Below are 13,780 nucleotides of genomic sequence, written 5' to 3'. Positions count from 1 at the left end.
CTTTAGACCTCTAAAGAGGTAATCGCAGAATTGATTTCATGAAAAATATCATCAATACTACCTACTCCATTGATGGCTGTGAATTTTCCTTGACCTCTATAGTAATCTGCCACAGGGGATGTCTCACGATTATACACCTGTATCCGATTATTGATTTTATCATCGTCCTGATCGTCAACCCGACCGGACGTCTTGGCGCGTTCCTTAATCCGAACTTTCAGTTCGTCTTCAGGAACCACTAGCGCTACCATGCCTGAAATGGAAAGCCCATGCTTTTCGAGCATTTCATCTAATGCATCTGCTTGATTTACAGTTCTAGGAAATCCATCGAAAATGAATCCGCTTGCATCCAGGTTCTCCTGAATTTTATCTTCCACCATACCTATCACCACTTGGTCGGGCACTAGATTGCCTGCATCAATGTAGCTTTTGGCTAGCTGGCCAAGCTCAGTATTCTCCCCCATATGCTTGCGAAACAGATCACCTGTAGCAATATGAATAAGTGAATGTGATTCAATAATTTTCGCACTCTGCGTTCCTTTCCCCGCTCCCGGAGGACCAAACAAAACAATATTCAGCATAGCTTCAATTTGTAAAAAGCGACAAAGATAAGGGCTAAAAATATATCTAGCAGTCTGTTTTTAAACTAGTATCAGTAAGTTAGCGAACTAATATGGCTACAGCGCTCAAATACTTCACCGTCTACTTCCTGAGTGGGCTGAAATTTATCTTCGGTCCGACCTTCGGGGTAGCTAATGATTTACCGGTCTTAGCCATTATTATCCTCACCGCTTTGGGGATGATGACCACCATATATCTCTTTACCTTTTTCGGAGATGAACTTCGAAAATTCTTCGGTAGGTTCAGAAAAAACAAACGAGTATTCACTAAAAAAAGCAGGAGGTTTGTGAGGCTTTGGAGGAAGTTTGGACTTAAAGGGATGTGTCTATTAACTCCCTTAATTTTAACGCCTCCTGGCGGAGGACTTCTTGTCAACCTTTTGGGATCTAATAAACGATTGATTTTGAAATGGATGTGGATTAGTGCTTTCCTTTGGAGCACCATTATTACTTTGACCGTAAAGTATGCTTTTTGGTTAATTGAAGATTTTATTCCTCTTTAACCTTCTTCCTCAGTTTCATCCTCCATTAATTCGATATCCTGAATTAGCACTCTTTTAGAAATGGCTCGGCCAGTTGGTGTAGCTGCAAGACCGCCTTGAGCAGTTTCTTTATATCTGGCTTCCATGCTTTGCCCAACCTCTCCCATCGCGTCTACACATTCATCTACAGGAATAACCGGACTTACATCCGCCAAAGCTATTTGGGCAGATGAATTTGCGATAGCTGCTGCACTGGCATTTCTAACCACACAAGGAATCTCTACCAATCCAGCAACAGGATCGCAGACAAGTCCTAACATGCATTGAATTGTGATTGCAACTGCATTAAAAATTTGCTCATTACTCCCTCCCAGACAATAAGTAATTCCAGCTGAAGCCATTGCTGCAGCAGCACCGGTTTCAGCCTGACAACCACCAACTGCTCCTGCAATAGACGCCCGTTTTTCAAGAATTAGGGCTACACCGGCTCCAATTAATAATGCTTCAAATATTTTTTGGTCTGGTATATCATGAATCTCTTGAAGAGTAAAAAGGGTTCCAGGTAAGATTCCGCTGGCACCTGCCGTAGGTGCGGCAACTACCCTTCCCATACAAGAATTCACCTCTTTCGCTGCAAGAGCTCGGGCTACCAACTTTTGGAATTCAGGTGACAAAACACTTTTTGGGAAATTCATCACCTTTTTTGCTCCGTTATTAATCATCCCTGAATACGAGCTCATATCTTCCTCCAGACCAGATTTGACAGCCTCCTTCATCACTTGATATGCGTTACCAATTCCAGTCCAGATTGCTTCTTCGTCTTTCCCTTTTTGATTAATCTCAAAGTCGAGTACTGGCCGAAATAATGGAAGATTATTTTCCTTACACTCTTTCTTCCACGCCTCGAAGTTGTTAAATAGAACGCCCATACTCAAAGATACCATTTGTTTAGGCCAATAACTGTCGCTTTTCACTGTGAGTTTCCATAAGGTGGCTATTTTTGCGGCCATGCTAAAAAATGATCTTATTTTACGAGCTGCCAGAGGGGAGAAAACTGAACGAACTCCAGTTTGGTTGATGAGACAAGCGGGTAGAATATTACCTGAATACAGAGCAGTGCGCAAAAGTCTTTCTGGTTTTAAAGAGCTGGTGGAGACACCTGAATTAGCTGCCGAAGTAACTATCCAGCCTGTTGATATTCTAGGAGTAGATGCAGCAATCATTTTTTCAGATATTTTGGTCATCCCAGAAGCAATGGGTTTAACCTACGAAATGGTGGAACAAAAAGGGCCCCATTTTCCAAAAACTGTCGAGAGCTCAAAGGATATTGATGCTTTAAAGGTTGCTGACCCAGTAGACTTGAGCTATGTATTTGATGCTATTAAGATCACTAAAAGAGAATTAGATGGTAGAGTCCCATTAATAGGATTCGCCGGAGCACCCTGGACCATCTTCTCTTACATGATAGAAGGTGGCGGAAGTAAGACATTCTCAAAAGCACGAAGATTGCTATATGCTGATGCTGAAATGGCTGAGAGACTTTTAGAAATGATTACAGAGTCAACCATCGGGTATTTGAAGAAACAAATTGAGGCCGGTGCTGACATGATACAGGTATTTGACTCGTGGGCAGGTGTGCTGCCTCCTGAGCAGTACTCACAATTTTCATTAAAGTACATTTCCAAAATATGTGATGCTATTGATGAAGTTCCAGTTACAGTTTTTGCAAAAGGAGCTTGGTGGGCATTGCCTGATATGGCTGATATTGACTGCCGAACTGTTGGATTGGACTGGAACATGAATCCTCATAGCGCAAGAAAAATATTAAACAATAAAACATTGCAAGGCAATTTAGATCCATGTGCTTTGTATGGTTCTAACGAAACTATTAGGCATGAAACAGAAAAAATGTTGAATGCTTTTGGCGATCATCCTTACATTGCAAATCTCGGACATGGAGTATATCCTGATACTGATCCTCAAAAAGTAAAATACTTTATAGAGTGCGTGAAAAATCTATCCGCTTATTGATATTTAATATAAGATGCAATCTTGCGCCGCAATTCATTTGGATCGAAAGGCTTAGTGATATAGTCGTTCATCCCGGCTGCAATCACATCTTGTCTAACTTTAAGAAGTGCTGATGCTGTAAGCGCAATGATTGGCGTTTTTTCATCGAAAGTTCTAATCTTACGCGTGGCCTTATAACCATCCATTATTGGCATTTGAAGGTCCATAAGCACAAGGTCATATTTATTTTCTTGTAGTTTCTCAACAGCCTCTTGTCCATTGAAGGCGATCTCGACTCGAAGTTCCCATTTTTTAAGAAATTTCTCAGCAACCATGATATTCATTTGATTATCCTCGACTAGAAGAATTTTCTTGCCAGCTATAATATTGGTATCAGCTTCTTCTTGAACAGCTTGATCTACTTCTGCATGAAGTACTTTTTTGAAACTTAGATCGAACCAAAAGATGGTGCCAGATCCTGGCTCACTTTTCACATAGATCTCAGACCCGACCATATTAAGAATCTTGCGGATGATTGCCAGGCCTAATCCGGTTCCACCATACTCACGTGTCGTAGAAGATCCTGCCTGAGTAAATCGTTCGAAGATTAGTTTTTGTTTATTGTATGGAATACCAATTCCTGAATCTAAAACCTCAGTTCGTATGGTTTGGACATTTTCATCTTGATATAAAACGGCAGTTTTAAGTTTTACATATCCCTTGGAAGTAAACTTTAAGGCATTATTTATCAAATTGTTAAGTACCTGATAAATACGAGTCTGATCTGCCATTACGAGCGGATGCATATCTTCATCGAGCTCAAGGACCAGGCTGATCGCCTTTTCTTTTGCCAGGGCAGTATGTGCTTTTATAATTTTTGCTGAAAGGGTTTTAAGATTTACTTCTGTGAATTCAAACTCAATGGAACCGGCCTCTAACTTATTATAATCAAGGATATCATTTATTAAGGCCGTCAGATGCTCGGCAGAAAATTGAAGAGATTCCAGGCTTTCTTTTTGGTCTTCTCGAGGCTCTTCATTGATCAAAAAATGTGATATCCCTACAACTGCATTAAGTGGGGTCCTTATCTCATGTGAAATTGTACTTAAAAAGTCAGTCTTGGCTTTTGAAGCTGTCTCTGCTGCATCTTTGGCCTTTCGTAATGAATGTGCAAATCGATATGAAAGGATGAGAGATTGGAAAAAGAAGAAAAGTATAAAACCAATGAAGGTTAAAAAAGTATTTTCCTGTACTGGTGTGAGATATACAGAAATAAGGTAAACAGCAACCATAAACACTATACCAGTACTTGCAAAAGCGTATTGTGCTCCTGTTCTATTTCTCTTATATGCAATCCAATAGACATAAATGAGGTAAAAAATTGCCACAATAACCAAAATAAAAAATGGCTCTACTAACCTGGTAAAGAAAGTCGTGGGAGCAAATAAGGAGAATAGAGAAAAGACGGTGGATATAGCTGTGAAGCCAAGCAGAATGAATTTTTTACTATCCTCAGGATATAACAAGTAGCTATACACTGTAAATATTCCACAGGGTATAAACAATGCCAGGTATTCCGCCCGAATGATCAGTTCCCAAGACATATTCGGATATAACGCGTGTATGGCGTACTCCCCGCTACCAATCATTCGATAGCTAAACGTTAGACAAAACAGGGCGAAAAAAAGCACTGACTTTTCATGCTGACCAAACATGAAAAGGCCTAGAAAAAACAATCCTCCCATAATTAAACTACCACTTAAGAGGAAGTCATAACTAAAATCAAAATCTCTTTTAGCATTTAGCACCTTCCGATCTCCAAGTAAAATCGGCTCGCGAACTCCCCCTTTAGTGTGCCTGAAATTGGAAACCTGAAGTACAAATGTTAGCGTATTTTGATATCGAGCAATGGAAACTACCTGAGGCATCCAGTCGGGCACTGTACTCTCTTTGGTCTTCCCAACCTTGCCATTCTTCGAAATCTCAAAACCATCGTAGTATAGTCTGTAAGAGTTGTAAGATTCTCCTAATGAGATCGCAAGTTGAGGTGTCTTAGGGGGAAGCAATACCCGAATTCTATAAGTAGCATATCCCTTTGAATTCAAATGCTTACCATTTCTGGTAACACCTCCATTCCATAATTTTGGAAATGGATAATAGTCTGATTCGTAATGCGAAATTGAATCAGGTTTAATAAGTTCTTCCCAATAAAATTCCCACTCGCCATTTAATGCTACTGCATTATCATTCAAATCAACCTTGGAAAGGTCTAGTACTCCATCAACAACTTCTTGTGCCTTACCAATCAAGGGTAAAGCAATAAGTGCGACTAAGGTGATTACGAATTTATTCATGGCTGCCACCAGCCAAATTAAAGATATTTTTTGAGTATAGAATTCTCCTTAGCTTCTTGAAGCAAGATTTCCTTATCAATCGGCACGGCACCTGGCATTTCGCATACAATTCCTCCTCCTAAATTGGCCAATTCTGCAATAAATTCAAGAGGTAATCCCAAAGTGAGGCACAGACCTGCAATACTAATTACTGTATCTCCTGCTCCAAGTACTTCAGCGATCTGTCGTGGATGAGAAGAAAGTTTTCCTGAATTAGATTTCGAGTGGTAAAAGATGCCTCGCTTAGATAAAGTGATTAGGTAATTTTCAGCTTCAACATTGCTCTTAAGCTTATCGGCAGCATCTTCTAACTGTGATTCTTCAAGTGCATCAAATTCAATTCCAAGTCCATCTTTTAAATCCGCTATGTTCACCTTAAAAATGGATACTCCCTGATACTGTGTGAAATTTCTTCTTTTTGGATCGACTGCAATTGGGATATTCTTTTCCCGCGCTAACTTGATGGTTTCTTCAATTACCTCAGGATTGATAGTTCCTTTATCGTAATCTTCAAAAATAACCAGATCACATTCCTCAAGTAAGTTTTTAATGTGATGAAGTAATGATTTCTGATCTAAGTCTACCAGAGGATGCACATCTTCATTATCAACTCGAAGCAGGTGTTGAAGTCCAGACATGACTCGCATTTTGGTAGTTGTTATCCTGTTTTGACTTCTTATTATTCCCTTATTGGGCATTTTTTCATACTCAAGTAATTGCTCGAATGCAGCTCCGTCTGCATCATCACCAACGACTGAGCATAGTATAGGAGTAGCTCCAAGTGCTCGAATATTCATTGCCACATTCGCTGCTCCGCCCAGTCTTTTTTCTTGCTTCCCAAGCTTGAGTACTGGCACTGGGGCTTCCGGAGATATACGACTCACCTGACCGTGCAAATAGTAGTCGATCATGACATCACCAACTACAAGAACCGTTTTGTCCTTAAATGATTCAAATACTTCTTCAATGGATTTCATGAATCTTCAGTTAAAATGAGGTTATATTAATTTGGCAAGTGACTCTTTTACTTTAGCGATGGCTAATTTTAAGTCACTTTCTGATGCAGCATAAGACAATCGGAGGCATTCAGGATCTCCAAATGCCTCACCAGTAACGAGTGAAACATGCGCATCTTCCAATAAATACATGCATAGATCATTGACGGTATTGATCTTAACACCTTTGTTCACTTTTCCCAAATAGTATTTAACATTTGGAAAAAAATAGAATGCCCCTTGCGGCATATTTACTTCAAATCCTGGTATTTCTTTCAGCAAATCATAAACTAACGCTCGTCTACTTTCATAAGCCTCCGCCATTTCATGTGTTGGCTCCATCGGTCCCGTGAGAGCTGTCAGTGCCGCTCTTTGTGCAATGGAACAGTTTCCTGAAGTGTATTGACCTTGCATTTTATTGGCAGCTTTAGCGATCCACGCAGGCGCACCAATATAACCAACTCTCCACCCTGTCATTGCAAATCCTTTCGAAAATCCATTGACTGTGACGGTTCGATCGATCATGTCTGCAATGGTTCCGATGCTTTCATGTTTTGCACCAAAGTTGATGAGCTCATAGATTTCATCTGAAATCACTGTAATATCTCTTCTGTCTTTTAAAACTTCAGCGATTGCTTCGAGCTCCGTTTTTGTAAAAACTGATCCTGTAGGATTACAAGGTGATGAAAAAATTAAAGCTTTGGTTTTATCGGTGATTGCTTCCTTTATCTGATCTGCTGTTGCTTTAAAATCATTCTCAATCGTGCCTCTGACAAAAACTGGAGTTCCTTCTGCCAGAAGAATCATAGCGGAGTAGCTCACCCAGTAGGGTGTTAATACGATCACTTCATCTCCTGGATTCAGTATTGCCATAAACACGTTGGCGATGGATTGTTTTGCTCCATTCGAAACCACGATTTGGTCTGGCGCATAGGATAAGCCATTATCCTGCTGGAATTTTGCGGATATTGCCTTCCTTAAATCAGGATATCCATTGACAGGTGGATATGCAAAATAATTTTCTGATTGGATTGCGTCCATGGCACCTTTCTGGATGTGCTTTGGTGTTTTAAAGTCTGGCTCGCCTAAGCTGAGACTGATAACCTCTACACCATTCTCTTTCATCTCTCGGGCCTTGGCCGCCATGGCCAAAGTGGCAGATTCTGGAATGCTTTTAATTCTTTTGGAAAGTGTGCTCATGTGGTATTTTTTGGCAAAAATAGAAAGAAGAGTCAACTAAAATCAGCTAACTCTCCTTCAAATGTACTTTTAAATGATTCGGTCACTCGCTGGTTTCTTCGCCTCCTTGATTCAGGTTGAAAAGAAGAGATATTCTTAGTGTATCAGCAAGTGGGTGATTTTGGCCTTTCGGAATTAGATATGAGAAATCGAATCCAAATATCTGGTATCTAAATCCGGCGCCTACAGTGAAATATTTCCTATCGCCTTTGTTTTTGTGCTCTGAGAAGTATCCAGCCCGCGCTGCAAACAAGTCACGATACCAATACTCCGCGCCAATAGAATAGGTTAGCTCTTGCAACTCTTCTTTGAATCCGCGAGGTGCATCGCCAAAAGAGCCAAAAGTACCTGACAATAGTGATCTATCAGGATCTTTTCCTTTCGCAATAATTTTATTGCCATCGGTATCTGTTTCAATATTGCCACTTCCATCTGTCTGGTAGATTGGAGGCGTTGGCACCATAAGCTTGTTAATGTCAAAAGCGAGAGTTATGGTGTTATATGGATCTAAATCAGTTTTAAATGCAGATCCCAACCTGAAATTCGCAGGAATGAAATTTTCATTGCTCTCTGCACTGTAAGTTATTTTCTGGCCAATGTTAGACAAATGTGCTCCGAGTGATAGTTCAGAATTTTTACCTGACAGTATGAAGGGCTTCGTGTAGAATACTCCAAAATCGACAGCCACAGATGTTCCAGCTTTGGCGTCGGGTGCCCCAGTAATATTTCCGGCAAGATTAGACCAGATAAATCTCAAGGTCACACCTAAACTTAATCTTTCAGATAATTTTCGGGAATAGGTACCATCAAAAGCAAGCTCACTTGGATTTTCTACTCCGTTTGGATTTGCAAACTCATCATAAAGGGCTATTTCTCCTAAATCGAAGTACCTAAAGCTTGCCCCAAAGGCTTGGGTTTGATCAATTTTTTTGTAGAACGATAAATAATTTAAGGACATATCGTCAACAATGTTGCCAAGCCATGGAGAATAGGAAAAAGCAAATCCCATGTCTGTGTCAATAAAAGCCAGTTTCGCATTATTCCAATGAACACTGTTGGCATCTGGAGAGGTGGCAACCCCTACGTCGCCCATAGCTGATGCTCTACTATCAGGTGCAAAGTTTAAAAATGGTACTGCTACCGTAATTGGATTTCTTAAACTGTCTTGACCAGAAATAAATGAAGACTGTCCAACAGACTGAAATGTCACTAAAACTAGAAGAATTGTGAATATCTTCTTCTCAAGATGATTCATTCGAATGATTTTATAAAAGGATGCCAAACTTAACATTATCAGATGAATACCGATTAAAATTTTGAATAAAAGTGCTGATTTTCAAATAACTAAGTGCTAATCAATTTACAATAACGAGCTTTTGAGTGATTTCTTTTGTCGCTCCATCTAATCTGCTCTGAATTATCAGCCTCGAGTAATAGATTCCTTGCTTCAACGCTTCTCCAGAATTTGTATTGGCTTCCCAAGGTATTTCTACACTCCTCTGACTGTTTTCCAATAGGACTTGACGCTTACTTACAACCTCACCTCGAGAGCTATACACTAACAATGAAACATATAAATCTTCGTCTTCCCTGTCATGTTCAAAGGAAAAAATAGTAGAACTGGTCACAGGATTTGGATAGGTGATTGGATTATATATAAATAAAATTGGTTCAGATGAAACTGTGAAATTTATTGTCCTCTGAGATGAATTATTATGCGTGTCCCACACTCTCAGTATCGCTGAATAACTACCTGGTTTCAGATCTTGCAATGGATAAACAACCGTTCCTTTCTTGAAAGTATTGGATTCTGCCGTATAGAAATCATTGAGATTGAGAATTTCATTGGCTATTGTTAAAGTAATTCCTTGTACCACTCCGGAGGCAGTAGTAGTAATCCCACTATCATCTTCAATATTTGCAATAAGCAGAGGAGATGCTCCCACCCGATCTCCATCAACAAATGACGAATCATTCATGTATGCTTGTAAGGCAGGTGGTGTGTTATCTATAGTTGGACTCGTATTTGAGCCTCCAATTACAAATGATCTTGATGAGCCCCCGGCATCAATATTGTTCTCTTCATCCCATGCATAAAGACTCATTTTGCCTTTTTGATATTGATAGGAGATATTTTTAGGCACTACAAATGAAAATGTAAACTCACCCTCTTCTACACTTGCCTCACCTCGAAATAATGCATTGCTTCTCAATGAATAACTATAAGGTGCGCTTTCTTGTCCGTTGGTTTTGAATGTTTGCTTCACGTCAAAAACCCCAACTACCATCTTTCCATTAAAATCAGACTTAAGGGCGCCCTCAGAACGTATCTCTCCGGTAAATGTGATTTCTTCAAGGGCGCTCAAGGTATCCAATTCGGATCCAATTTCATTTAGAACAATATCTAGTTTCGGATATGCGGGCATCATCATGGGATCGCCCAACAAAGTAAAATTTCTATTGACTGGTCCTTCAAGTCCTTCATTTTTGGTTAGACGGATCACGTCGCCTAATCGTAGGTTTTGATTGCCTTCTTTTCGGAAAATATTCTCGTGAAATGCCTGATTCAAGCTGAAGTTTGTACTTGCAAAAACAGGACGTGAGGTCGTAAGCAATGCAATACCTCCACCTTGCTCCAAAAGCAACAATTCTTCAGCACCCGAAACTCTTATAGGGTCATCGTAGCGACCAAATTCACAAGTAGCCGTAACAAAGATTGGTAACCTATTTCTATTGGTAAGTTGATCGATATCTGCTTTTGTAAGAATCTCTTCTTCCATCCACAGTCTTTCGTTGCCATGGCCAATGTAGTTTACCACGAACGTTCCGTTTTTGATTCTTGTCTTTAATGCAGAGTTTGCCTGAGGGGATTTCTCTGATGAACCCGAAGCTTCTTGAGTAAAAGCGTCCAGTAACACCTTATTAATATTGTATTGAGCATAAGTAGTATCTATTAGTTCAGACAAATCCTCAACGTGTCGGGCATGCACATTTCCATCACCATCATCAGCAACATAGGTCATTTCGCTTCTCCATTTTCCCAAGGTCTTTGGATTGGTGCAGTAATAAATGATCTTGTCTACCATTGCTTGAGCTTCGTCTTTTGTTTTGGCTGGCAATCTTCCTACACCGATCTCTAATGTGTGATCTCCTGCAATAGACTCGATCCACTCTCCTTCATCATCTTCCAAGAATCCAAAATAATCATCAGATGAGTGGCTGAAAATGGGATGAAAACTTTGTCTTGATTCATAAGTAGGAACATAATTGGAATTGTTTGGAATACGATCTTTATAATCGTACGAACAGTCTCCAAATAGAAGGAGGTATTTAAGTTTTCCTCCATTTTCATACTCATGCTTTACATAATCCCGTATTGCAGAAACATCTTGTCTGCCAGAAGAAAATTCATTGTAAACTTCACGAGTCGTCACTACCTGGACGTCTAGTCCGTCATGATCACGGTGAAATTGTGCCAGCTGCTCTGCCTCAGATCTAAATGCTGGATTTGTAACTATGACACCATCGAAACCAGTGGTTCCTTTTATGTTTTGGTTGGGAACACTTCCAAAAATAAATGGAGTTGGGAAGTCATCTCCAGCGTGTGCTACAAATTCTTCAACATTCGTAGACTGGCTTTGAAAAATTGCTTTATTTCCCTGAACCGTGAATTGTTGAGACGTAATATTGATCGGATCTGTCACATTCCATATCGTAGCACCAGAAGCATTTGAGACTTCATATCTTATAAGTTCTCCGACGTTTTGAGTCCATCGAAAGTCAGTCTCATTATTGATAAGATTTAAGTTTCGTAAAAATGTCAGATGAAAAAAATCAATAAACCCTCTTTCGCCTGAAGCATTCCCATTGAATTTAATTTCCATGTTAAATGCTGCAGAATTTGGAAGAGTAAATACACCTTCTCCCTGTCTGGCTTTTATCGAATACGTAGTTCCAGGGCCGTCAGGCACATCATCAATAGCAAGGGATCCGAAAGAACTACCTCCTACTGAAACATCAAAAGTGGCATCTTCTGAAGATTGATTTATCGCGCTTAGATTTAGCTCAATTTCTGAAGCGAGTCCATCAATTTGATAATTAAACGATTGAGATTCTCCATTGGTAATCGTCGCGCCGTACCACCCTCTGCCTGAAGAAATCAAGTTGATTTCATCTTCTTCGAAAGTGATAAAATCATTGAATAACGTAATGGTTGATGAGGCTATTCCTGCCAAACTGGCTGTGGCCCCAATTCGTTTCCCATCCGCACCATCAATATTTAAAAAATAGTAGGCTGTATCTGAATAAATATTTTTCTCATGTTCAAACCCGGACTCTGTCCATATCGCCTTGTCTGGACCAATCCCATAGAAAAGGAGATAATCATTCTGATCAAAAGATCCATCAGATTCTCCTGAAACGAAAATGGCATTTTCAAGCAAGTCTTTTGGCCGATTCTCAGAGTTAGGCTGAGGGATGATTCCTTTTAAACCATTCCCGTAAATTTTCATCTTTCTCGGATCAATCGAACCTGAAATACCAAGAGCAGAAAGTGTATTAATGTCAATTTTCTGGATACCAGTCTCCGTAATTCCTACTTTATACCATGCACCTGTAGCTAGCACTGAAGATTGTGTGAATCCCAGATGAAGACTTAACAGACATAAAAAAGGAAGAATCCTTCTCATCGATATGGTAAACGCATACTTCACGCCAAAAATTCTATGTTTTCTTTCTTATCAAAAAAGAAAAAACTGATACAACTATATAAAAAGGAATTAAAAATGGAATAAATGTCCATTGGAAGACTGTAGCAAGTATCAAAATCCCCATAAGGAGAATCCATCGTTCTTCATTTCCTTTCCAGCCAGATGAAGAAAATTTCAGTGCTATTAGTCTAATTGGAGATACTAAAAGAATGGCTGAGAATATACAGATACTTATCAGGGTGTATTCATATAGTTCAAAAGAAACGAAAGTTAAAGAGGTAAGCATTATTGCATTTGCTGGCGTAGGAAGTCCCTTAAAACTGTCAGATTGTGTTTCATCAATATTGAATTTGGCCAATCGAATCGCGGAAAAGATTGCAATAATAATAGCAACCCAATAAAATTCAGAACCAGATTGAAGCAGCCATTGGAGCATGAAAAATGAAGGTAGCAAACCAAAGGAAACCAGATCTGAAAGAGAGTCGAGTTGCTTTCCCATATCAGACTGAACTTTGAGAATTCTTGCCGCAAATCCATCTGTAAAATCCAAAAGACCTGCAATTATTACAAAATAGAATGCGCTTGGTTCCTTATTGGTGAGTGTATAATAAATACCTGCACAACCTATTGCCAGATTAAGGCACGTCAGCAAGTTGGGAATTTGTCGTTTCATGCTTTTACAAATGGGTTGTGTGTTTTTTCGTGTCCAATAGTTGTTGATGGGCCATGGCCAGGCAGTACTTTGACATCTTCTGGAAGTGTATACACTTTTTCTTGAATATTTCGAAGAAGATCGTCGTGATTGCCACCAGGCAAATCCGTTCTACCAATACTTTCCCGAAACAAGACGTCTCCACCAATGATCACTTTAGCGTCTTCATTGTAAAAAATCAGGTGACCTGGAGAGTGGCCGGCAACTTCAATCATTTTTAGCTTGATTTCATCCAATATTAAATCGTTTGCCTCAGCAAGAAATTCATCCACTTCAGCATGTCTATAGCCCGCCATCCCCCATTGCGGAGCGTAAGCTGGTACCGAATCGAACACCTCCTTTTCGTTTTTTGGAATTTTGAGAGGCACCTTATATTCAGTCTTCAGCACATCATTGCCCAGCACATGATCAATGTGACAGTGGGTATTGATAATAGCCACTACCTTAAGATCATTCATATGAATGTATTCTTTCAACTCAGCTACTTCGTAATCTTCATAGCAACCAGGATCAAAAATCAGGCAATTACCCTCATCGGACGATACCACATATGTATTCTCGTAAAACGGATTGAACACAAAAGATTTTATCTTCATCTGATTAGTTTTAAGCTTTTGAGA

At 39.7% G+C, this 13,780-nt stretch carries 11 protein-coding genes; 2 read left to right on the top strand and 9 right to left on the bottom strand.

Annotation, left to right across the window (positions count from 1 at the left end; translation table 11 throughout):
- Positions 1 to 2 precede the first annotated feature (2 nt).
- Complete coding sequence (locus tag ABJG98_RS13585) at positions 3 to 581, bottom strand: adenylate kinase (protein WP_348280069.1); 579 nt, start codon at positions 579 to 581, stop codon at positions 3 to 5.
- A gap of 92 nt (positions 582 to 673) precedes the next feature.
- On the opposite strand from ABJG98_RS13585, the gene ABJG98_RS13580 reads away from it, so the two are divergent.
- Complete coding sequence (locus ABJG98_RS13580) at positions 674 to 1,123, top strand: hypothetical protein (RefSeq protein ID WP_348280068.1); 450 nt, start codon at positions 674 to 676, stop codon at positions 1,121 to 1,123.
- Here the strand turns inward: ABJG98_RS13580 and sdaAA are convergent.
- Positions 1,120 to 2,031, bottom strand: a complete 912-nt coding sequence (gene sdaAA / locus ABJG98_RS13575; RefSeq protein ID WP_348280067.1) for an L-serine ammonia-lyase, iron-sulfur-dependent, subunit alpha — start codon at positions 2,029 to 2,031, stop codon at positions 1,120 to 1,122. The genes ABJG98_RS13580 and sdaAA overlap by 4 nt on opposite strands.
- 79 nt (positions 2,032 to 2,110) lie before the next feature.
- Here sdaAA and hemE point away from each other — a divergent pair, with 79 nt between their 5' ends.
- Positions 2,111 to 3,133 carry a uroporphyrinogen decarboxylase gene (hemE, locus tag ABJG98_RS13570; RefSeq protein WP_348280100.1) on the top strand — a complete coding sequence of 341 codons (1,023 nt, stop codon included), beginning with the start codon at positions 2,111 to 2,113 and terminating at the stop codon, positions 3,131 to 3,133.
- Here the strand turns inward: hemE and ABJG98_RS13565 are convergent.
- From ABJG98_RS13565 to ABJG98_RS13535, 7 genes are all read right to left on the bottom strand, one after another.
- Positions 3,127 to 5,466, bottom strand: coding sequence for a response regulator (locus ABJG98_RS13565; RefSeq protein WP_348280066.1), 2,340 nt, complete (start codon positions 5,464 to 5,466; stop codon positions 3,127 to 3,129). The genes hemE and ABJG98_RS13565 overlap by 7 nt on opposite strands.
- Before the next feature lie 17 nt (positions 5,467 to 5,483).
- Positions 5,484 to 6,482, bottom strand: a complete 999-nt coding sequence (locus ABJG98_RS13560; RefSeq protein ID WP_348280065.1) for a bifunctional ADP-heptose synthase — start codon at positions 6,480 to 6,482, stop codon at positions 5,484 to 5,486.
- Between the two features lie 21 nt (positions 6,483 to 6,503).
- Positions 6,504 to 7,700 (bottom strand): pyridoxal phosphate-dependent aminotransferase, encoded by a 1,197-nt coding sequence (locus ABJG98_RS13555; RefSeq protein ID WP_348280064.1) that lies wholly within the window; start codon positions 7,698 to 7,700, stop codon positions 6,504 to 6,506.
- A gap of 82 nt (positions 7,701 to 7,782) precedes the next feature.
- Entirely contained in the window at positions 7,783 to 8,994 is a 1,212-nt protein-coding gene (gene porV / locus ABJG98_RS13550; protein WP_348280063.1) for a type IX secretion system outer membrane channel protein PorV, read from the bottom strand.
- Positions 8,995 to 9,094: 100 nt separating this feature from the next.
- Positions 9,095 to 12,427 (bottom strand): type IX secretion system sortase PorU, encoded by a 3,333-nt coding sequence (gene porU, locus ABJG98_RS13545; RefSeq protein ID WP_348280062.1) that lies wholly within the window; start codon positions 12,425 to 12,427, stop codon positions 9,095 to 9,097.
- Positions 12,428 to 12,461: 34 nt separating this feature from the next.
- Positions 12,462 to 13,121 (bottom strand): CDP-diacylglycerol--serine O-phosphatidyltransferase, encoded by a 660-nt coding sequence (pssA, locus tag ABJG98_RS13540; protein WP_348280061.1) that lies wholly within the window; start codon positions 13,119 to 13,121, stop codon positions 12,462 to 12,464.
- On the bottom strand, positions 13,118 to 13,756 hold the full coding sequence (locus tag ABJG98_RS13535; protein ID WP_348280060.1) for an MBL fold metallo-hydrolase: 639 nt from the start codon (positions 13,754 to 13,756) through the stop codon (positions 13,118 to 13,120). Before ABJG98_RS13535 ends, pssA begins: the two co-directional genes overlap by 4 nt.
- Positions 13,757 to 13,780: the final 24 nt, after the last annotated feature.

The organism is Ekhidna sp., assembly GCF_039960695.1.
Lineage (GTDB): Bacteria > Bacteroidota > Bacteroidia > Cytophagales > Cyclobacteriaceae > Ekhidna.
Note: the sequence above shows the minus strand (reverse complement) of the source record. Positions and strands in the feature narration are given on the sequence as shown.